Source organism: Streptomyces canus, assembly GCF_041435015.1.
GTDB classification, from domain to species: domain Bacteria; phylum Actinomycetota; class Actinomycetes; order Streptomycetales; family Streptomycetaceae; genus Streptomyces; species Streptomyces canus_G.
This window is the reverse complement of sequence record NZ_CP107989.1, coordinates 3,186,253-3,205,753: the sequence shown is the minus strand read 5'-3', so window position 1 is coordinate 3,205,753 and position 19,501 is coordinate 3,186,253. Positions and strand designations below refer to the sequence as shown.

The following is a 19,501-nucleotide window of genomic DNA, read 5'->3' as shown; positions in this document are numbered from 1 at the left end:
GCACATAGGGTGCGGGGCATGACTCTGCTCGCACATGACCGGTACTGCGACGAGATCGCTCATCAAGTCGGCCTGCTCAGGGACGTATTGACGTCCGGGGTCGACCTGTCCGTGACCGTGCCGACCTGCCCGGAGTGGTCCCTGGAGCGGTTGGTGCGGCACACCGGGGGCGCCCTGCGCTGGGTGGAGGTGATGGTGCGGACCCGGGCCCAGGAGGAAGTGCCCGAGGACCGGGTGCCGTTGGGGGAGGGGCCCGAGGACACCGGGGCCTTGGACGCCTGGCTCGCGGAGACGGGGGAGTTGCTCGTCGCCGCGCTACGGGAGGCCGGGCCGGATGCCAAGGTGTGGTCCTGGGCCGGGATCCCCACCTCGGGCTTCTGGGCCCGCAGGATGGCACACGAACTCACGGTCCACCGTGCCGACGCCACGCTCGCCGCCGGGCAGCCGTACGAGGTGGCCCCGGAGATCGCCGCCGACGCGATCGACGAGTGGTTGCAGATCGTGGAGTTCGCCCAGCGGACCATGCCGGACGACGAGTCGGGGGAACTGCGCGGCTCCGGGCGCAGTATCCATCTGCATGCCACCGACGGGACGCCTCGACTGGAGGCCGAGTGGGTGATCGAGCTCACCGAGGACGTCATCGTGTGGCGGCGCGGGCACGAGAAGGCGACCGTAGCCCTGCGCGGTCCGCTGACCGCCGTCATGCTCGCCTTCTACCGTCGACTGCCCCTGGACAGCCCGGAGTTGGAAGTCCTGGGTGAGCGGGAGCTGCTGGAGTTCTGGCTGCGGCGGGCGAGCTTCGGATGACAGGGGTGTGGCCCGCCCCGAACCCGGGACGGGCCACACACGACTGTCGTCAGCGGGTGCTGGCCCCACGACGGCGCAGGCCGAAGAACACGGCGCCGCCGCCAATGGCGACCAGGGCGATCGCGATCCCGGCGATCAGGCCGGTGTTGGAGTTCGCACCGGTCTCGGCGAGGTTGGAGTCACCGGCCGCGGGCGACGGGGCGTTGCTCTCGACGGTGGCCGGAGCGGTGGTGCCCTCCGAGGCCGACGGGGTCGGGGTCGGGGACTCCTCGGCCGGAGTGCTGGCGGAGTCCGACGGGGTGGGCGTGGGCGTCGGGGTCGGCGTGTCCTCGGTCTTGCAGGCGGTCGCCGGGGTGGTCAGGTTCGGCGTGATGTCCTTGCCCTTGATGTAGGGCAGGGCCTCGACGTGGATGCGGTACTCCGCGTTGGGCGCCCAGTCCTCCTCGAAGGTGATGGTGGTGCCCTCCTTGGAGCCCTTCACCGTCTGCTCGCCGACCTTCTTCGCGTCGGCGCCGTTGCTCTGCAGGTACACGGAGACCGTCGCCTCGACGCCGGACTTGTCCACGTCGGTGACGGTGATGACGCCCTGAGTGCCGTCGCACTTGGCTTCGGCGGAGAACTCATTGATGTTGCAGGCAAGAGCGTTGCCGGAGGCACCGAGCACGATCGCGGTCGATGCGGCGGCGACGCCGAGGAAGCGCGAGACGCGGGCGGTGCGGCGGGATATGGGCGTAAATGCCACGTTCGTCCTTCACGGGATGCTCAAATGCGGGGGGCTGAGGGGATGGTGATGTGACATCACCGCCCCCACGAGTCTCACAGGTCTATAAGCGCAGCATAAGAAGTGTCAACGTGCAGGGACCCTACACGTGTTGACTTTGCCTTCTTATTAAGGAGTGAGACGTTTCAAGGCCTCTCCGGCCTCCTCGATCCGGTCAACAAGGGCGATTCGGGCCTCCATCGACCGCTCCCGGGCGAGCGCCTGGAGCAGCGGCCAGGTGGGCAGCTTCTCCGTCCAGTGGACGCGCTTCACGAGCACCATCGGCGTGGGTTCGCCGTGCGACTCGTAGTAGTTGGGCGTCGCGTTGTCGAAGATCTCCTGCACGGTGCCGGCGGCGCCCGGCAGGAAGACCACACCCGCGGTGGAGCGGGCGAGGAGGCCGTCCTCGCGGGTGGCGTTGGCGAAGTACTTGGCGATGTGCGAGGCGAAGGCGTTCGGCGGCTCGTGCCCGTAGAACCAGGTCGGGATGCCGACGGAAGAGCCGCCCCGGGGCCAGCGGGAGCGGACCTCGAAGGCGACGCGCGCCCAGTCGGTGATCGACGGCGTGAACGACGGCGCCTCGGCGAGCAGATCGCACGCCTCGTCGAGCATGGCGTCCTCGAAGGGGGCCGCGTAGGCGCCGAGGTTGGCCGCCTCCATCGCGCCGGGGCCGCCTCCGGTGGCCACGGTGAGCCCGGCGCGGGCCAGTTCGCGGCCGAGGCGCGCGGCGCCGGCGTATTCACGTGTGCCGCGGGCCATCGCGTGACCGCCCATGACCCCCACGACCCTTGTGCCGCGCAGGAGTTCGTCGAGGGCGTCGGAGACGGCGTCGTCGTGGACGGAGCGCAGCATCGACGCGTGTATGTCGCCGTCGGCCTTGGTGCGCTGGAACCAGGCGTAGGCGAGCGCGTCGGGGGTCTGCTCGTATCCCTTCTCCAGCCCGTCGAACAACTCGTCGGGGGAGTACAGCAGTCCGCGGTACGGGTCGAAGGGGAGGTTCGGGACGGGCGGGAAGACCAGGGCGCCGTCCGCGCGGATCTTCTCCGCGGCGTTCTCCCGCATCGGGCAGCCGAGGAAGACGGCGCCCGCTGTGTCGGTGGCCAGCAACTCCCTGGTCCGGTCCGTCAGATCGACGGCCTGGACCCGGAAACCCGAGAGGGTGCCGCGGGCCGGTACGACCGCGTCGAACTCCTCCAGCGTCTCGATCTCACGGTCGTCGTGGTGTGCCGCATGGGCGGGGCTCGTCTGCACCCGCCCATGCTCGCACGCCGAGTTGCGGCCGGTGGGTCAGCCCTCGATCGTCGCCGGGTCCATCCAGACGACCTCCCAGCTGTGGCCGTCGAGGTCGTCGAAGGAGCGGCCGTACATGAAGCCGTGGTCCTGGGTCTCGCCGGACAGGGTGCCGCCCGCCGCGATCGCCTTGTCGACCAGTTCGTCGACCTTCGCGCGGCTCTCCGCGCTCAGCGCGATCAGGACCTCGCTGGTCTTCGTCGCGTCCGCGATCTCCTTCTTGGTGAAGGTCGCGTAGAACTCCTTCGTCATCAGCATCGCGACGATGGTGTCACTGATCACGACGGACGCCGCGGAGTCGTTGCTGAACTGCGGGTTGATCGAGTAGCCGAGCTCGGTGAAGAACTTCTTCGAGGCGTCGAGGTCGTTCACGGCCAGGTTCACGAAGATCATCTGCTGGTAGGTCGGCGAGGTCATCGGAGTCTCTCCCATCGGGTGCGTGCTGTTCGGTGGGTAGACGGGTGGGCGCGGCGGAACTCATCGGCGGCCGTGATTTTTTTTCGTACGAATTTCTCGTACGGGTTTTTCGTACGGGCGCTCAGGAGGTCAGGGGGAGGGCCGCCAGCTCGGCCACGACCAGGGTGAGCGGGCCGAAGAGGGCCAGCAGGGCGCCGGCGCGCAGGGCAGCCGCGCTGCGGAGCATGGTCGCCGGGGCGCCCAGGCGGAGCAGCGCGGCTGTGGTGTCCGACCTCGCGTGCTTGGCCTCCACGGCGGCTGTGAGGAGCGTGGCGATCGTGCAGCTCGTCACCAGGAGCAGGCCGAGGGTGGTCAGGGGGCCCACTTCGGGGCCTGTCGGGTCGTACAGGGTGGCCATGGCCCAGATGCCGGACGTCACCGCGCAGACGATGCCCAGGGGGCGGCCGATGCGGGCGGCTTCCGACATGAGGACCCTTCCGGCGAGGAGGCGCAGGGCGCCGGGGCGGGTGGACTGGAGGAGGCGGCCGCAGAGGTGGGTGAGGCCGGGGCCGGCGACCGCCAGGCCTACGGCGGTGAGGAGCCAGCCGACAAGGACGGAGGGGGTGCCTGCCAGGCCGCCCGGGAGGGGTGCGGCGGTGGCGGTCCCCTGCCGGTTGGCGTAGGCCTCCACCGCCAGGCCCGCGGCGAGCACGGCGATGCCCCAAGGGAGGCCTTTGGGGGCTTCTCGGGGGGTGGGCAGGGCTTCTCGGCCCAGGTCCTCGTTCTGGTTGTCCGCGGCGGGGGGCGCCGTCAGGGTGCTTTCGCCGGCCCGCGCTTGCGGAGTGCGCCCTCGCACGGGGTCGGGAGCCGCCCCGGCGGCACGGCCGCCCGCGGGCCGGTGAGCCCTGAAACGGCCGTACGAGCCGAAGGTCTCCCTGGCTGCCGTCCTGCCGTAGGCGCCGAAACGGCCGTACGACCGCGCCTGGTTCTTCGCCGATGCCGGTCGGTCGTCCCGCGGCCGCAGGACGCATCCCACGGTGGCCGACGCGATCGCCGGAACCAGGCCCAGCAGGGTCAGGGCGGCCGGCAACGGCAGCGGGACGTCCGCTGCCAGGAAGTCCGCCGCCGCTCCGTCGAAGGGCATGCCCGTCTGGTCACCCCGGAGGTGGAGGAAGAAGAGCAGGGCCAGCAGGGAGCCGAGGGTGCAGGACAGGGCCGTTGTCGTGGCCGACACGGCCATCAGGCGGGCCGGGCCCAGGCCGATGGCCGCGAGGCCGGGGCGGGGGCGGGTGCCCGGGTCCGTGCGGGCGACCGCCAGGGCGAAATGGACCGTCGCCGCGAGGGGCGTCAGACACCAGGCCAGGCGCAGCAGGGCGCCGGACGGGTCCTCGGGGTGACCGATCGCGTGACCGAGGGCGCACAGGAGGAGGAAGCCCGTGCCGGCCGAGGCGAGTGCCACCAGGAGGCGGCGCAGCTGTACGGCGGGACGGGCGCCCCGCATCAGACGGAGAGCGAGCACGCGGTACGGCCTTCCGAGTCGGCCATCGGGGGCAGGTGCACGGTGTTCACCCGGCGTCCGTCCAGGAGGGTGACCGTGCGGTCCGCCAGGGCTGCGGTGTGCGTGTCGTGCGTCGCCAGGACCACGGTGATGCCGTGCGAGCGGGCGGCCGTCGTGAGCGTCCGCAGCACGTGCGCGCGGTCCGCCCGGTACAGGGGAGCCGTCGGTTCGTCCGCGAAAAGCACGGACGGCGCCGGGGCCAGGGCGCGGGCGATGCAGACGCGCTGGCGTTCGGACTGGGTCAGCTCGTGCGGGTGGCTGCGGGTCCGGTCGCCGATGTCGAGGCGCTCCAGCCACTCCAGGGCGGCCGTCCTGGCGCGCCTGCGGCCGGTGCCGCGCAGCATGAGGGGGAGGGCGACGTTCTCCCAGGCGTTGAGCTCGGGGACGAGCGCGGGGGCCGGGTCGATCCAGCCGAAGCGGTCGCGGCGCAGGCGCTCGCGGGTCATCGGGCCCATCGTGTGCACGGGCACGCTGTTGAACCAGACCTCCCCGCGCTGGGCCGGGGTGAGTCCCGACAGACATCTGAGCAGCGCGGTCTTGCCGCTGCCGCGTGGGCCGCTCACGGCGAGGATCTCGCCCTCGCGCACGCCGAGGGAGACACCCTGCAGTGCCGGCGACCCGTCGCGGTGGGTGAAGTGCAGGGAGCGTGCCCAGAGCACGTCGTTGTCCGGCGGGGCCTCCATGGGCGTACACCTCGTTCTGGTCCGTTGTGCCTTGCAATCCCCCGTGCGGGGGAACGAAAGCAGGGCCGATCGGTTACCAGGCACGCTAAGGAGGCGGGGGCGGGACGCCGTACAGCACACGGCCCGGGGTGCACGCCTGTCACTCGGACGGGTGCACGCCGGGCCGTACGGGCCGCTGGATCGCGGGGGGCTAGAGCTTCGTCCAGGCCTCGGTGAGGGTCGCGCGCAGGATCTGCTCGATCTCGTCGAAGGTGCCCTGGTCGGAGATCAGCGGCGGGGCGAGCTGGACGACCGGGTCGCCGCGGTCGTCGGCACGGCAGTACAGGCCGTTGTCGTACAGGGCCTTGGAGAGGAAGCCGTACAGGACGCGCTCGGTCTCCTCGTCGTTGAAGGACTCCTTCGTCGCCTTGTCCTTGACCAGCTCGATGCCGTAGAAGAAGCCGTTGCCGCGGACGTCGCCGACGATCGGCAGGTCGTGGAGCTTCTCCAGGGTGGCGCGGAAGGCGCCTTCGTTGTCGAGGACGTGCTGGGTGAGGTTCTCGCGCTCGAACAGGTCGAGGTTCGCCAGGCCCACCGCGGCCGACACGGGGTGGCCGCCGAAGGTGTAGCCGTGCAGGAAGACGTTGTCCTCCTTGTAGAACGGCTCGGCCAGGCGGTCGGAGATGATGCAGGCGCCGATCGGGGAGTAGCCCGAGGTCATGCCCTTGGCGCAGGTGATCATGTCCGGGACGTAGTCGAACTTGTCGCAGGCGAACATGGTGCCGAGGCGGCCGAAGGCGCAGATGACCTCGTCGGAGACGAGGAGCACGTCGTACTGGTCGCAGATCTCGCGAACGCGCTGGAAGTAGCCGGGCGGGGGCGGGAAGCAGCCGCCCGCGTTCTGCACGGGCTCCAGGAAGACCGCGGCGACCGTGTCCGGGCCCTCGAAGAGGATCTGCTGCTCGATCTGGTCGGCGGCCCAGCGACCGAAGGCCTCGGGGTCGTCGGCGAAGAGCGGGGCGCGGTAGATGTTGGTGTTCGGGACCTTGTGGGCGCCCGGGACCAGCGGCTCGAAGGGGGCCTTCAGAGCCGGCAGTCCGGTGATCGACAGGGCGCCCTGCGGGGTGCCGTGGTAGGCGACCGCACGCGAGATGACCTTGTACTTCGTGGGCTTGCCGGTGAGCTTGAAGTACTGCTTGGCGAGCTTCCAGGCGGTCTCGACCGCCTCGCCGCCGCCGGTGGTGAAGAAGACCTTGTTCAGGTCGCCGGGCGCGTGCTGCGCGAGGCGCTCCGCGAGCTCGACGGCCTTCGGGTGCGCGTAGGACCACACCGGGAAGAACGCCAGGTCCTGCGCCTGCTTGAAGGCGGCCTCGGCGAGTTCCGTGCGGCCGTGGCCGGCCTGGACCACGAACAGGCCCGCGAGACCGTCGAGGTAGCGCTTGCCCTTGTCGTCGTAGATGTACGTGCCCTCGCCCCGGACGATGGTCGGGACCGGGGAGTTCTCGTACGAGGACATGCGGGTGAAGTGCATCCACAGGTGGTCGTACGCGGTGCGGCTGAGGTCCTTGGAGCTCACGGTTATCGGGTCCTCACGGTTATCGGGTTCCCCACATGTAGGTCTGCTTCTTGAGCTTCAGGTAGACGAAACTCTCGGTGGAGCGCACTCCGGGGATGGCCCGGATGCGGCGGTTGATGACCTCCAGGAGGTGGTCGTCGTCCTCGCAGACGATCTCCACCACCAGGTCGAAGGAGCCGGCGGTCATCACCACGTACTCGCATTCGGACATGCCGGTCAGCGCGTCGGCCACGGACTCCACGTCGCCCTCGACATGAATGCCGACCATCGCCTGGCGCAGGAAGCCCACGGTGAGCGGGTCCGTGACGGCGACGATCTGCATCACGCCCTGGTCGAGCAGCTTCTGGACGCGCTGGCGCACGGCCGCCTCCGACAGGCCGACGGCCTTGCCGATCGCGGCGTACGGACGGCGGCCGTCCTCCTGGAGCTGTTCGATGATGGCGAGGGAGACGGCGTCCAGGTTCGGGCCGGCGCCGTTCCTGGACTCGCTCCGGGACTCGCGGGAGTCCTTGGGGTCTGCGCTTCGACTGGCCACGACGTCACTGTGCACGAGGTCTCGTCACTTCCGCAAGGCCAGGGCGATGAAATTCGTTGTTTACGTGACTGAGACCTGCGGATTTCGCAGCTTTGGCGCGATCGGGGGTGTTGAAAACGTGAGCCGCCGGATTAGGGTGGGTGTCTCAGCCATTGGACAGTTCGACCTGACACAGGAGGCCGGCAGTGAGCACCGAGCTGCGTCGTCTGCGCAACTACATCGACGGTGAGTTCCGGGACGCCGCCGACGGGCGCACCACCGAGGTGGTCAACCCCGTCACCGGTGAGGCGTACGCGACCGCGCCGCTGTCCGGGCAGGCGGACGTGGACGCGGCGATGGCGGCCGCCGCCGCGGCCTTCCCGGGCTGGCGTGACGTCACCCCCGCCGAGCGGCAGAAGGCCCTGCTGAAGATCGCGGACGCGTTCGAGGAGCGGGCCGAGGAGCTCATCGCGGCCGAGGTGGAGAACACCGGTAAGCCGATCGGGCTCACGCGGTCCGAGGAGATCCCGCCGATGGTCGACCAGATCCGCTTCTTCGCCGGCGCGGCGCGGATGCTGGAGGGGCGGTCGGCCGGTGAGTACATGGAGGGTCTGACCTCCATCGTGCGGCGCGAGCCGGTCGGGGTCTGCGCGCAGGTGGCACCGTGGAACTACCCGATGATGATGGCCGTGTGGAAGTTCGCGCCGGCGATCGCGGCGGGCAACACCGTGGTGCTGAAGCCGTCGGACACGACGCCCGCCTCGACCGTGCTGATCGCGGAGATCATCGGCGGAATCCTGCCGAAGGGCGTCTTCAACGTCATCACCGGCGACCGGGACACCGGGCGCCTGATGGTCGAGCACCCGACGCCGGCGATGGCGTCCATCACGGGGTCGGTGCGGGCCGGTATGTCGGTCGCCGAGTCCGCGTCCAGGGACCTGAAGCGGGTGCACCTGGAGCTGGGCGGCAAGGCCCCGGTCGTCGTCTTCGAGGACACCGACATCCCGAAGGCCGTCGAGGACATCTCGGTGGCGGGCTTCTTCAACGCCGGGCAGGACTGTACGGCGGCCACGCGAGTGCTGGTGCAGTCCTCGATCCACGACGAGTTCGTCGCGGCGCTGGCGAAGGCCGCCGCCGACACGAAGACCGGGCAGCCGGACGACGAGGACGTGCTGTACGGGCCGCTCAACAACCCGAACCAGCTCAAGCAGGTCTCCGGGTTCATCGAGCGGCTGCCCGCGCACGCCAAGGTCGAGGCCGGCGGTCACCAGGTCGGCGAGAAGGGGTACTTCTACGCGCCGACCGTCGTGTCCGGGCTGAAGCAGGATGACGAGATCATCCAGAAGGAGGTCTTCGGGCCGGTCATCACCGTCCAGTCCTTCACGGACGAGGAGCAGGCCGTGTCGTGGGCCAATGGGGTCGAGTACGCGCTCGCCTCCTCGGTGTGGACCAAGGACCACGGCCGCGCGATGCGGATGTCCAAGAAGCTGGACTTCGGGTGTGTGTGGATCAACACGCACATTCCGCTGGTCGCCGAGATGCCCCATGGCGGCTTCAAGAAGTCGGGCTACGGCAAGGACCTCTCGGGCTACGGCTTCGACGACTACACGCGGATCAAGCACGTCATGACTTCGTTGGACGCGTAGTTCCTCCGCCGCGGGGGCGGTGGTTCCGCGGGTGGTGCTTCGGCGGCGGGGTGTGCGTGGCTCTTCGGCCGCGGGTGCGTGGGGGCTGGTCGCGCAGTTCCCCGCGCCCCTGAGGTGGGTCGGTGTGGCGTCCGCTCGACAGGGTGCCCGCTCGACAGGGTGTCCGCCGCACCCCGCTCCGTTCGACGCTGCGTCGATTGTCGGCCCACGGCCCGGGGCGGCATGCTGCGTCAATGCCTCTCCCCCTCATACCGCACACGCCCCCGCTCTCCCGTAGGACTCTGCTGCGCGCGGTCGGCGGCGGGGCGGTGCTGGGCGGACTCGCCGGGTGCGGGGTGCCCGCCGCGCACGTGGCCGCGAGCGACCGCGCCGTCACCGATCGCTCCGCCACCGACAGGCGGCTGACCTGGGCGAACTGGCCGCTCTACATCGACACGGACGACGACGACTCGACGAAGCGGCCGACGCTGGACGCCTTCCGGAAGCGGACCGGCATATCCGTCGACTACGTCGAGGAGATCAACGACAACGACGAGTTCTTCGGCAAGATCAGCCCCGCGCTGATGAACCACCAGCAGACCGGCCGCGATCTGATCGTCATGAGCGACTGGATGTGCGCGCGGTTCGTACGGCTCGGTTGGGTCCAGGAGATGGACCGGGCGAACCAGCCGAACGTCACGAAGTACCTGGACCCGCTCCTGCGTTCACCGGCCTTCGACCCGGGCCGCGAGTACACCGTGCCGTGGCAGTCGGGGATCACCGGCATCGCGTACAACCGCAGGAAGCTGGGTCGCGAGATCCGCCATGTGAAGGACCTCTGGGCGAGCGACCTGAAGGGCCGGGTCACCCTGCTCTCCGGCCTCGACGAGGCCTTCGCGCTGCTCATGCAGGGCAACGGCGTCGACATCACCCGGTGGACGGCGGACGACTTCGACGAGGTCTGCGACCAGGTCGAGAAGTACGTCAGGAACGGCCAGATCCGCCGCTTCACCGGCAACGACTACACCAAGGACCTCGTCACCGGTGACGTCCTGGCCTGTCAGGCCTACTCAGGAGACGTGATCCAGCTTCAGGCCGACAACCCGGACATCCGCTTCGTCGTCCCCGAGGAGGGCGCGGAGCTCTGGTCGGACTCCCTGATGATCCCCGCCCGCGCCCTGCACAAGACCAACGCGGAGCGCCTGATCGACTACTACTACGCCCCCGAGGCCGCCGCGGAACTCGCCGCCTGGGTCAACTACGTCTGCCCCGTCCCCGCCGCCCGGGACGTCCTGGCCGCGTCGAAGGGCGAGGACACCGCCGCCCTCGCCGAGAACCCCCTGATCTTCCCGGACGCGCGAATGCGCGAGCGGCTCGTGATCGCTCGGGACCTCACGTCGAAGGAGCGGGTGGAGTACGCGAAGCGGTGGAACGTGATCGTGGGGTTGTGACCGCCGCGGCTGACGTGGTGACGGGGAACTCCGGCACCCCGGGCTACGGCTTGGCTCTGACCAGCCCGGTGTCGTACGCCGTGATCACGGCCTGGATGCGGTCGCGGGCCCCGAGTTTGGCGAGGACGCGGCCGACGTGCTTCTTCACCGTGGACTCGGTGAGCACGAGCCGCTCGGCGATCTCCGTGTTCGTCCAGCCGTGCCCGATGGCGACGAGGACCTCGCGCTCGCGGTCGCTGAGGGTCCGGAGCCGGGGGTCGTCAGAGGCGGTGGCGTCGGTCGGGGCGAGGACCTGGTGGGCGTAGGCGTCCAGGAGACGGCGGGTCAGGCGGGGGGCCACGACCGCGTCGCCGGTGGCGACCGCGTGGATGCCGGCGACGAGTTCCTCCGGGCGGGCGTCCTTGAGCAGGAAGCCGCTGGCACCTGCCCGCAGGCCTTCGTAGGCGTACTCGTCCAGGTCGAAGGTGGTGACGATCAGGACGCGGGTGCGGCCGCCGGTGGCGGTGATGCGGCGGGTGGCCTCGATGCCGTCCATGCCGGGCATGCGGATGTCCATGAGGACGACGTCGGGGCGGAGTTCGGCGGCCAAGCGGACGGCCTCGGCGCCGTGCTCGGCCTCGCCGACCGGGTCCAGGCCCGGGGTGCCCTCCAGGAGCATGCGGACGCCCATGCGCTGCAGGGGCTGGTCGTCGGCGACGAGGACGGTGGTCATGGCAGGGGATCTCCCGGTGGTACGTCGAGCACGACGTCCACGAGCCAGCCGTGGCCGGTGTCGCGTGGGCCGATGATGACGGTGCCGCCGTACATGGCGGCCCGCTGGCGGATGCCGACGAGGCCGTGACCGGGGCCGTCGCCGCGGGTTTGCGGCTTCCCCGGCGCGGGTGCGCCCGGCGGTGTGCCGGTGTCGGCGACCTCGACGCGTACGTCTCGCGCCCCGGCGGCGAGGGTGACCTCGGCGGACGTGCCGGACCCCGCGTGCTTGAGGGAGTTGGTCAGCGACTCCTGGACGATGCGGTACACGGTGAGCTGTACGCCGCTGCTCAGTGCGTCGAGGTCGCCCACGGTCCGGTAGGTGACCGGCAGGCCCGCCGCCCGCACCCGCGCGAGAAGGGGGTCCAGGTCGCGGATGCCGGGCTGCGGGCTGAGCGGTCGCGCGTCTTCGTCAGGTCCCCGCTCCTCGCGCAGGACGCCCAGCACGCGGCGCAGTTCACTCATGGCCTGGCGGCCGGTGTCGCCGAGGATGCGCAGGGCGTCGGCGGACCGTTCGTTCCGGTTGGCGGCGAGGATCGCGGCGCCGTCCGCGACGCTGACCATGACGGAGAGGTTGTGGCCGACGATGTCGTGCATCTCGCGGGCGACCCGGGAGCGCTCGGCGGCGGCGGTGAGCAGGACGCGTTGCTCGTGCTCGATCTCCAGGCGCCGGGCGCGGTCCTCCAGCGCCGCCAGATACATCTGACGGATGCGCAGGGTCAGGCCGGTGGCGACGGCCGCCGTCGCCGTGCCCAGCAGGAAGAAGAGGCTGAGCAGCGGATGCTCCATCGGTACCAGGACGGAGACCGCCAGCACCGGCACGACCACGGTCAGCGCGGCAGCCCAGCCCAGCACCCGCAGTGCTGCGGTCCGGGCCACGGTGTACAGGGCGATGAGCGCGGCGAAGCCGGTCGGCAGCCAGACCCCCAGCGACCACTGGACGAGGGACGCCGACATGATCACGAAGTACGTGACGGCAGGGGCCCTGCGGCGCCACCACAGCGGAACGACGACCGCGGCGACGCAGGCGACCAGGACACCGGACGGCACGTCACGGATTTCGGTCTCCCCGAAGGGGGAGGTGCCGGTGCCCCGGAGCAGGACCGGGAGGCTCAACAGCGTGACGGCCAGCACCGTCGCGGTGTCGAGCAGCCACGGATACCGGCGGTCCAGCCGCTGGAGGCGGCTCCGGTCGCGCAGGATACGGCCCAGGAGCGGGTGCGCCCACGCCGCGTCGTATCCGGGGGACGGCGGGGCCGCCGCCCCACGGTCCGGGTCCGCGGCGGCTGCGGCACGGTGCGCGGTCATGGACACCATTGTCCCCGTGCCCGGGTCAGGCGTCGGACTTCACGAGCCGGAAGGCCGCCCCGGCCAGGGTCAGGGCCACCCATCCCGCGAACACCGCCAGGCCCGCGCCGGGGGAGAGAGCGTCGGAGGACTGGTGCAGGGCGTAGACGGCCGAGCCCGCGTTGCCGGGGAAGTAGGGGTTGATGCTGTCGTACAGCGAGTCGGGCAGCAGCAAGGCCAGGCCGGGCAGGATGAGCAGGATGCCGACCAGGGCCGCGATGGCTCCGGCGGAGGAACGGATCAGTACGCCCAGGGCCACGCCGAACACGGCGACCAGGCCGAGGTAGACACCGGCGCCGGCCAGGCTGCGCAGGACACCGTCGTCGCCCAGGGACAAGGCGATCTTCTCGCCGTCCAGGCCCGGGGTTCCCAGCAGGAAGGCGGCCAGGGCGCCGACGGTGCTGAGGACCAGGGCGACCGGGCCGATCACGGCGGCCTTCGACCACAGGACGGGCAGCCGACGTGGTACGGCGGTGAGCGTCGAGCGGATCATGCCGGTGCTGTACTCGCCGGCCGACAGCAGCACTCCGAGCACACCGATGGCCAGCGAGGCGAATGGGACACCGGTCAGGGCCAGGCTCACCGCGGTACTGTCACCGCTGCCGCCTCCCGGGCCCGGTCCGCCGGTCCCGGCGGCGTCGGGACTGTAGGTGTAGGAGGCGATCGTCCCGAACAGGACCAGCAGGAACACGGCGACACCCAGGGTGATCCAACTGGAGCGCAGTGACCAGAACTTGGCCCACTCCGAGCGCAGCACCCGGACACCGGTGACCTTGTATTCCGTCGTGCGGGCAGGAGCGGGGGCAAGGCTGGTGACGGTCATCAGGCGGCCTTTCGTTCGGTGCCGGCCGGAGCGCTCTGGTACTCGACGACATCGCGGGTGAGGTCCATGAACGCCTCCTCCAGGGAGACGGTCTGTGGGGTGAGTTCGTGCAGCGCCACTCCGTGCCGGGCGGCGATCGCCCCGATCTCACGCGCGTCGCGTCCGGTGACCAGCAGCTCTTCGGCGCTGGAGGAGCTGACCGTGACATCGGGGCCGGCCAGCAGCGAGCGCAGCCTCGCTGCCTCGGCGGTGGCGACCTTCACGCCGCCGCCGCTAGCCTCACGGGTGAAGCCGTCGACCGTGGTGTCGGCGAGCAGCCGGCCGCGTCCGATGATCACCAGGTGGTCGGCGATCAGCGCGGTCTCGCTCATCAGGTGCGAGGACAGCATCACGGCCCGGCCCTCGTCCGCCAGCCGGCGCAGAAGGTTACGCACCCACAACACGCCTTCCGGGTCGAGGCCGTTGACCGGTTCGTCGAGCATGACGACCGCCGGGTCGCCGAGCAGGGCCGCGGCGATGCCGAGCCGCTGTCCCATACCGAGCGAGAAGGCGCCCACCCGCTTGCCGGCCACGCTGGTCAGGCCCGCCAGCTCGATCACCTCGTCCACCCGGCGGCGCGGAATGCCGTGGGTGTACGCGAGCGCCATCAGGTGGTTGAACGCGCTGCGCCCGGGGTGGACGGACTTGGCCTCCAGCAGCGTGCCGACCTCGTGCAGGGGCGCTGCCTGACTGGCGTAGGAACGGCCGCCCACGGTGACCGCGCCCTCGGTGGGGGCGTCCAGGCCGACGATCATGCGCATCGTCGTCGACTTGCCCGCGCCGTTGGGACCGAGGAAGCCGGTCACCTCGCCGGGCCTGACGGTGAAGCTCAGGTGGTCGACGACGGTCTTGTCGCCGTACCGCTTGGTCAGTTCACGCGCTTCGATCATGGTGAGGGGCCTTTCCTGCCTGGGCTCGGACCCGTCGGCGAAGGCGCCGCGGTGTCTGTCTCCGACGTTAGGAGCGCCACAGGTCAGGACTCTGGGACCGTGGGGGAATCTTCGGGGTCCGGGTGGTACCGGGGTACCACCCGGACCGTGTGTGCCGCCCCGGCGGGGGTATCCGCTTCGCACCGCAACCGTCGAGCCGGCCCCCCGGCTGATCGGAAGGAGAGGTACCGCATGTCCGCGTCCCTCGTGGAAACGGTCGATATCGAGGCTCCCGTCGCTGTCGCATGGGCCCTGTGGAGCGACGTGACCCGGTGGCCGACCTTTCTGAGCCACGTACGCCTGGTGGAGCCGCTGGACGAGCGCCGCTTCGCCTGGCAACTGCAACTGCCCGGCGCCGACAAGAACTTCGTCGCCGAGCTCACCGAGGTCATTGCCGAGGACCGCATCGCCTGGCGCACGGTGGAGGGGGTTCACCACGCGGGCGTCGTCACCTTCCACCGGCTCACTGACACCACGAGCCGAGTGACGCTGCAGATCGAGTACGACCCCAAGGGGTTCATCGAGCACCTCGGCGCGCTGACCAACCTGGACTCGACGCTCGCCAACTACGACCTGGGCGAGTTCCAGAAGCTGGCCGAGACGGCGGCGGCGTCCTGACCTCGGGCCCCGCGGTCCTACTGTTTTGAACATGTTCAATTCCAGGCGTACGCTGCTGCCATGAGCGACAGAGCCGCCCAACTCAGGGGCATCCGCGCATGGCTGGTCTTCTTCGTCGTCTGCTTGGTGCTCAGCGGTGCCACCGCCTTCCCGCTGGTCCACGAACTGCGCTGGACCGAGGACGTGCTGCGGTACCTTCCCGCGCCGGACGCCCTGACGGACTGGATCGCTCGCGTCCGGCGCGGGCTCGACACCGCCGACTCCGACTACCCCTTCCTCCTTTACGGCACGGACTGGCTGGCCTTCGCCCACCTGGTCATCGCGGTCGCCTTCTACGGCCCCTACCGCGACCCGGTCCGCAACATCTGGGTCGTCGAGTTCGGCATGATCGCCTGCGCCGGGATCGTCCCGCTCGCCCTGATCTGCGGACCGATCCGGGGGATCCCGTTCTGGTGGACCGTGATCGACATGGCGTTCGGGGTGTTCGGGGTGCTCCCGCTGTACGTCGTACGGAGGAGGATCAAGCGGCTGGAGGCGCTCACTCCGCACAACCCCACGCACAACCCCCCGGCTGTGCCCGCTACTTGAGCGCGGCCGTGATGATCCGGACGACGACCGGGTTCGCGTCCTCGCTCTTCGCGTCGGTGGAGTTGACCGAGTAGACGAGGGTCCGGCTCAGGTCGCGGGTGGCGGCGATCGCCGAGTTGTAGCCGTACCGGCCGCCCGACTTGACCCAGTAGACCTTCCCGTCGGACTCGAAGCGCTGGAGGCCGCCCGCGCTGTAACTCGCGCCGGTGATGCCCGACGGGACCGAGAACACCTCCTTCAGCTGCGGCCATTCGACGATCCGGCCCCGGAAGAGGCCGGTGAGCAGCCGCTCCAGGTCCGCGATCGTGGAGATCATGTCCCCGGCCGCGAACCGGTCCGCCTGGTTCCACTCCGTGACGTCCACGAACTCCGTCGTCCCGTCGGCCCGCTTCACCGCCTGGTAGCCCCGGTTGTGCGGGCCGAGGACGCGCGGGTCGGTGCCCGGGAAGTACGTGTCCCGCATCCTGGCCGGCGCCAGCACCAGCCGGGCGGCCTCGGCGGCGTACGACCGCCCGGTCACCCTCTCGATCAGCAGGCCGAGGAAGGTGTAGTTGATGTTGAGGTAGTGCTGCTGCCTCCCCGGGCAGAACTCCGGCTGCTTCGCGCCCGCGGACGCGGCGACCCGCTGAGGGGTGAGGGTGTCGAAGCGGTGGGCGTACACCTCCTCGAAGGTGTCGCCCAGACCGTCGCCCGCCGGGATGCCGCTGGTGTGGTTGAGCAGGTGCCGTACGGTGACCGGCCGGAACCGCGCGCTCAGGATGCCGGGCAGGTAGCGCTGGACCGGAGTGTTCAGGTCGATCCGTCCCTCGGAAACCAGGCGCAGTACGGTCGCCGCCGTGACCACCTTCGTCGTCGAACCGGCCCGGAACCGCGCGTCCGGATCGGCGGGCCGCCCGCTCTCCAGGTCGTGCACACCCGAGCTGCCGCGCCAGCTCCCGCCGGTGCCGCCGACCCGGACCAGGGCCGCGGTGGCATCCGCATCGGGGAGCCCCGCGAGCGCCGAGCGCAGTGCCTCGCCGTCCGGCGCGCAGGCGCTGTGCGCGCTCGCCGACGAGGTCGGCAGGCCGGCGGTCAGGGGCACGGCGAGAGCGCCGGCGAGGATGCTTCTGCGACGAAGGTCACGCACGAGTCGGCTCCTGGGGGTGTGGGATGTGTGTGATCATCCTGCGGTGCTGCAGAGGTGACGGGATCGTCGGTGAGGAGGGCCCGACCCCTGGCGGAACCCTGAGCAACTCCCGCTGTCTTTAGGGGAGTTGTGGGGGAGGCCCCCTAGGGGGGGCGAAAAAGTGTTATCGCGGAGCCCTTCACTCCGTCTCCACGCACGAGGGGCACCGGCCGGAAAGGACCACGTGGACACGCGGCAATGGCGCGACACCATCGCGGCGGCGCAGGACGGCGACCGGCGGGCGCTCGACGAGCTCGTCGAAGGCTGGCTGCCACTGGTGTACAACATCGTCGGCCGCGCCCTGAACGGCCACGCCGATGTCGACGACGTCGTCCAGGAGACCATGCTGCGGGCCGTCGACAACCTCGGCAGCCTGCGCGACCCGGACAGCTTCCGGTCCTGGCTGGTCGCCATCGCCATGCGGCAGATACGGGACCGGGCCCGTCGCAGGACCCCCGCCCCGCTGGACGAGTCGGCCACGGGCGGAGCCGCCGACTTCGCCGAACTCACCGTCCTGCGGCTCCAGTTGGAGGGGCAGCGGCGCGAGGTCGCGGAGGCGGTGCGCTGGCTCGACGACGAGGACCGGCAACTGCTCTCGCTGTGGTGGCTGGAGGTCGCCGGCGAGCTCACCCGACGGGAACTGGCCGCCGCCGTCGGCATCAGCAGGCAGCACGCCGCCGTACGCGTCCAGCGCATGAAGGAGCGCCTGGAGACCTCCCGGGGCATCGTCCGCGCCCTTGACGGGGCCTGTCCCGGCCTGCGCGAACTGACCGCCCGCTGGAACGGCCGCCCCGACTCGGTCTGGCGCAAGCGGCTGGCCCGGCACATCCGCGGCTGCGGCTACTGCGGAGACACCCGCGAGTCCGTCGTACCGCCGGAGCGGCTGCTCGTCGGGATCGCGCTGGTGCCGGTCCCGGTCGGCTTCACCCTCTCGCTGGCCCTCGGGGGAAAGACGGCCGCGGCCGCCACCGCCACGGTCGCGTCCGTCAGCTGGTCCGCCAAGGTGATGAGCGCCCTCACCCAGCCCGTCGTCGCGGCCACCGCGGGGGCGACGATCGTCGCGGGCGGGGCGTACGTCGTCACGCAGACCCCGGACGCCCCGCCGCCGCGGGTGGCGGTCTCGCCCACGGCGGCGAGCACGCATCGGCCGCCGCCCGTGGTGGACACCCCGTCGGTCTCCCCGTCGCCGTCCCCTTCCCCTTCGCCGTCGCCTTCGGTGACACCGACCAGGACCGCCCGCTACGGCAGCGTCGTCGACGCCGTCGACCGGGCCCCGGACCCCGACACCCCGCCCGCCGCGCTGCCGCACCGGCCCGAGACCGGCGTCACCAGCACCGGCGGGGCGCACGCCGTCATGAACCACCGCGGGGACAGCGTCACGCTCACCGGCAAGGGCTATGTCCTCGTCCGCTGGCAGATCTCGCCGCAGTACCGGGCCGGCGGCCTCGTCATGCCGTCCTGGACCGGCCTGAGGGGCGAGCTCTTCCACGTCGCCTCGGGCGGCGGGCGCCGTATGGACGACCCCGTCAGCGCCACCGACAGCACCGCCACCGGCATGGGCAGCGCCACCATCGGCTACACCGTCCTGCCCGCCGGCACCCAGCAGATGTGGCAGAACGAGTACTTCTACCTCGACGGCAGCGTCACCCTCACGGTCAACGAACGCGGCGCCGACTACGGCCTCAGCGTCTTCCCGTCCAGCTGGGACGCGGCGGAGAAGGACATCACCACCGGTCCCGACCAGGGCGTCAAGCGCTACGGCCTGGTCCGCGACACCGGCAAGGACGACACCCCCGTGCCGCAGTACCTCACCCGCTCGACTCCCGCCGACGCGGCGACCGTCGCTCAGGAGTCCCGGGTGTCGGCGCCGTAGGTCTCCGTCCCACTTCCGTTCGCCTGTGCTCTCAACGCGCAGAGCACGTCCACCCGGTTCGTCGTGATCGAGTCGACGCCCGCGGCGGCCAGGCGGCGCATGGAGCGGCGGGTGTCGGGGGTCCAGACGGAGATCAGGTAGCCGTCGGCGTGGATACGGTCGGCGAGGCCGCGGTCGATCAGGCCGAAACGGTAGTTGAGCCAGCGGGGCCGCACCGCGTCCAGGAGGGTGGGACGCGGGGGCGCGAGGGTCGTCCAGGTGAGCGCGATCTCGGCGGACGGGTCGGCCGCGCGCACGGCGAGCATCGCGGTGGCGTCGGCGCAGTAGTAGACCCGGTCCTGGGCTCCGCACTCGCGGACCACGTCGACGACGCGGCGGGCGACTCGTACCTCTCTCGTGCCGGGCAGGTCGAGCATCAGACGGTGGCCGTCGGTGGCCCGGAGGGCCTCCGCGAGCGTCGGCACCCTGCCGTCCGTCAGCCCTCGTACCTCGTCCGCCGACAGGGCGCGGAGGGGGCGGTCGTGCTCCCACAGCCGCTTCAGCGTCTCGTCGTGGAGCAGCACCGGTACGCCGTCCCTGGTGAGCCGTACGTCGATCTCCACCGCGTCCGCGCCCCGGTCGAGCGCGGCACGCAGGGAGTCGATCGTGTTCTCACGGACGTGGTAGGGGTCGCCGCGGTGTGCCACGGCCGTCAGCTTGTGCATGCGCCCATTGTGGTGGGGGCGTTCGC

The 19,501-nt window shown here is 70.8% G+C and carries 19 protein-coding genes; 6 read left to right on the top strand and 13 right to left on the bottom strand.

Annotation, left to right across the window (positions count from 1 at the left end; translation table 11 throughout):
- The first annotated feature begins 18 nt into the window (after positions 1 to 18).
- On the top strand, positions 19 to 807 hold the full coding sequence (locus OG841_RS14125; protein WP_371565487.1) for a maleylpyruvate isomerase family mycothiol-dependent enzyme: 789 nt from the start codon (positions 19 to 21) through the stop codon (positions 805 to 807).
- Between the two features lie 49 nt (positions 808 to 856).
- On the opposite strand, the gene OG841_RS14120 is transcribed toward OG841_RS14125, so the two are convergent.
- The 7 genes from OG841_RS14120 to OG841_RS14090 form a co-directional block, all read right to left on the bottom strand.
- Positions 857 to 1,549 carry an LAETG motif-containing sortase-dependent surface protein gene (locus OG841_RS14120; RefSeq protein ID WP_328641150.1) on the bottom strand — a complete coding sequence of 231 codons (693 nt, stop codon included), beginning with the start codon at positions 1,547 to 1,549 and terminating at the stop codon, positions 857 to 859.
- Between the two features lie 147 nt (positions 1,550 to 1,696).
- Positions 1,697 to 2,818: an LOG family protein gene (locus OG841_RS14115; RefSeq protein WP_371565485.1), complete on the bottom strand. Its 1,122-nt coding sequence runs from the start codon at positions 2,816 to 2,818 to the stop codon at positions 1,697 to 1,699.
- Between the two features lie 36 nt (positions 2,819 to 2,854).
- Positions 2,855 to 3,274 carry a VOC family protein gene (locus OG841_RS14110; protein WP_365117661.1) on the bottom strand — a complete coding sequence of 140 codons (420 nt, stop codon included), beginning with the start codon at positions 3,272 to 3,274 and terminating at the stop codon, positions 2,855 to 2,857.
- Between the two features lie 121 nt (positions 3,275 to 3,395).
- Positions 3,396 to 4,772 carry a hypothetical protein gene (locus OG841_RS14105; RefSeq protein ID WP_371565483.1) on the bottom strand — a complete coding sequence of 459 codons (1,377 nt, stop codon included), beginning with the start codon at positions 4,770 to 4,772 and terminating at the stop codon, positions 3,396 to 3,398.
- Entirely contained in the window at positions 4,754 to 5,494 is a 741-nt protein-coding gene (locus OG841_RS14100) for an ABC transporter ATP-binding protein (RefSeq protein WP_328641154.1), read from the bottom strand. Before OG841_RS14100 ends, OG841_RS14105 begins: the two co-directional genes overlap by 19 nt.
- Before the next feature lie 190 nt (positions 5,495 to 5,684).
- Complete coding sequence (locus tag OG841_RS14095) at positions 5,685 to 7,049, bottom strand: aspartate aminotransferase family protein (RefSeq protein ID WP_328641155.1); 1,365 nt, start codon at positions 7,047 to 7,049, stop codon at positions 5,685 to 5,687.
- 19 nt (positions 7,050 to 7,068) lie between these two features.
- Positions 7,069 to 7,599 carry an Lrp/AsnC family transcriptional regulator gene (locus OG841_RS14090; RefSeq protein WP_306975810.1) on the bottom strand — a complete coding sequence of 177 codons (531 nt, stop codon included), beginning with the start codon at positions 7,597 to 7,599 and terminating at the stop codon, positions 7,069 to 7,071.
- A 170-nt stretch (positions 7,600 to 7,769) separates the two neighbouring features.
- Here OG841_RS14090 and OG841_RS14085 point away from each other — a divergent pair, with 170 nt between their 5' ends.
- Positions 7,770 to 9,209: a gamma-aminobutyraldehyde dehydrogenase gene (locus tag OG841_RS14085; RefSeq protein ID WP_328641156.1), complete on the top strand. Its 1,440-nt coding sequence runs from the start codon at positions 7,770 to 7,772 to the stop codon at positions 9,207 to 9,209.
- A 233-nt stretch (positions 9,210 to 9,442) separates the two neighbouring features.
- Entirely contained in the window at positions 9,443 to 10,639 is a 1,197-nt protein-coding gene (locus tag OG841_RS14080) for a polyamine ABC transporter substrate-binding protein (protein ID WP_371565480.1), read from the top strand.
- Positions 10,640 to 10,682: 43 nt separating this feature from the next.
- On the opposite strand, the gene OG841_RS14075 is transcribed toward OG841_RS14080, so the two are convergent.
- The 4 genes from OG841_RS14075 to OG841_RS14060 are packed head-to-tail and all read right to left on the bottom strand — an operon-like array spanning position 10,683 to position 14,488.
- A complete protein-coding gene (locus OG841_RS14075; RefSeq protein WP_328641158.1) occupies positions 10,683 to 11,351 on the bottom strand; it encodes a response regulator transcription factor in 669 nt (222 codons plus the stop codon).
- Complete coding sequence (locus OG841_RS14070; RefSeq protein ID WP_328641159.1) at positions 11,348 to 12,697, bottom strand: sensor histidine kinase; 1,350 nt, start codon at positions 12,695 to 12,697, stop codon at positions 11,348 to 11,350. The genes OG841_RS14075 and OG841_RS14070 overlap by 4 nt, the downstream gene beginning before the upstream one ends.
- 25 nt (positions 12,698 to 12,722) lie before the next feature.
- Positions 12,723 to 13,559 (bottom strand): ABC transporter permease, encoded by an 837-nt coding sequence (locus OG841_RS14065; RefSeq protein WP_328641160.1) that lies wholly within the window; start codon positions 13,557 to 13,559, stop codon positions 12,723 to 12,725.
- Complete coding sequence (locus OG841_RS14060) at positions 13,559 to 14,488, bottom strand: ATP-binding cassette domain-containing protein (protein WP_328641161.1); 930 nt, start codon at positions 14,486 to 14,488, stop codon at positions 13,559 to 13,561. Before OG841_RS14060 ends, OG841_RS14065 begins: the two co-directional genes overlap by 1 nt.
- Before the next feature lie 231 nt (positions 14,489 to 14,719).
- Between OG841_RS14060 and OG841_RS14055 the strand changes: the two genes are divergently transcribed.
- Together OG841_RS14055 and OG841_RS14050 are read left to right on the top strand one after the other, a co-directional pair.
- Positions 14,720 to 15,145, top strand: a complete 426-nt coding sequence (locus OG841_RS14055; RefSeq protein WP_328641162.1) for an SRPBCC family protein — start codon at positions 14,720 to 14,722, stop codon at positions 15,143 to 15,145.
- Between the two features lie 60 nt (positions 15,146 to 15,205).
- Positions 15,206 to 15,733 (top strand): hypothetical protein, encoded by a 528-nt coding sequence (locus OG841_RS14050; protein ID WP_328641163.1) that lies wholly within the window; start codon positions 15,206 to 15,208, stop codon positions 15,731 to 15,733.
- Here the strand turns inward: OG841_RS14050 and OG841_RS14045 are convergent.
- Positions 15,726 to 16,859 (bottom strand): serine hydrolase domain-containing protein, encoded by a 1,134-nt coding sequence (locus tag OG841_RS14045; protein WP_371565476.1) that lies wholly within the window; start codon positions 16,857 to 16,859, stop codon positions 15,726 to 15,728. The two genes, OG841_RS14050 and OG841_RS14045, sit on opposite strands and share 8 nt — an antisense overlap.
- Positions 16,860 to 17,082: 223 nt before the next feature.
- On the opposite strand from OG841_RS14045, the gene OG841_RS14040 reads away from it, so the two are divergent.
- Complete coding sequence (locus tag OG841_RS14040; protein ID WP_371565473.1) at positions 17,083 to 18,771, top strand: RNA polymerase sigma factor; 1,689 nt, start codon at positions 17,083 to 17,085, stop codon at positions 18,769 to 18,771.
- Here the strand turns inward: OG841_RS14040 and OG841_RS14035 are convergent.
- The gene (locus OG841_RS14035) at positions 18,744 to 19,475 is read right to left on the bottom strand and encodes a glycerophosphodiester phosphodiesterase (RefSeq protein ID WP_328641166.1); all 732 of its coding nucleotides are present in this window, start codon (positions 19,473 to 19,475) and stop codon (positions 18,744 to 18,746) included. The two genes, OG841_RS14040 and OG841_RS14035, sit on opposite strands and share 28 nt — an antisense overlap.
- Positions 19,476 to 19,501: the final 26 nt, after the last annotated feature.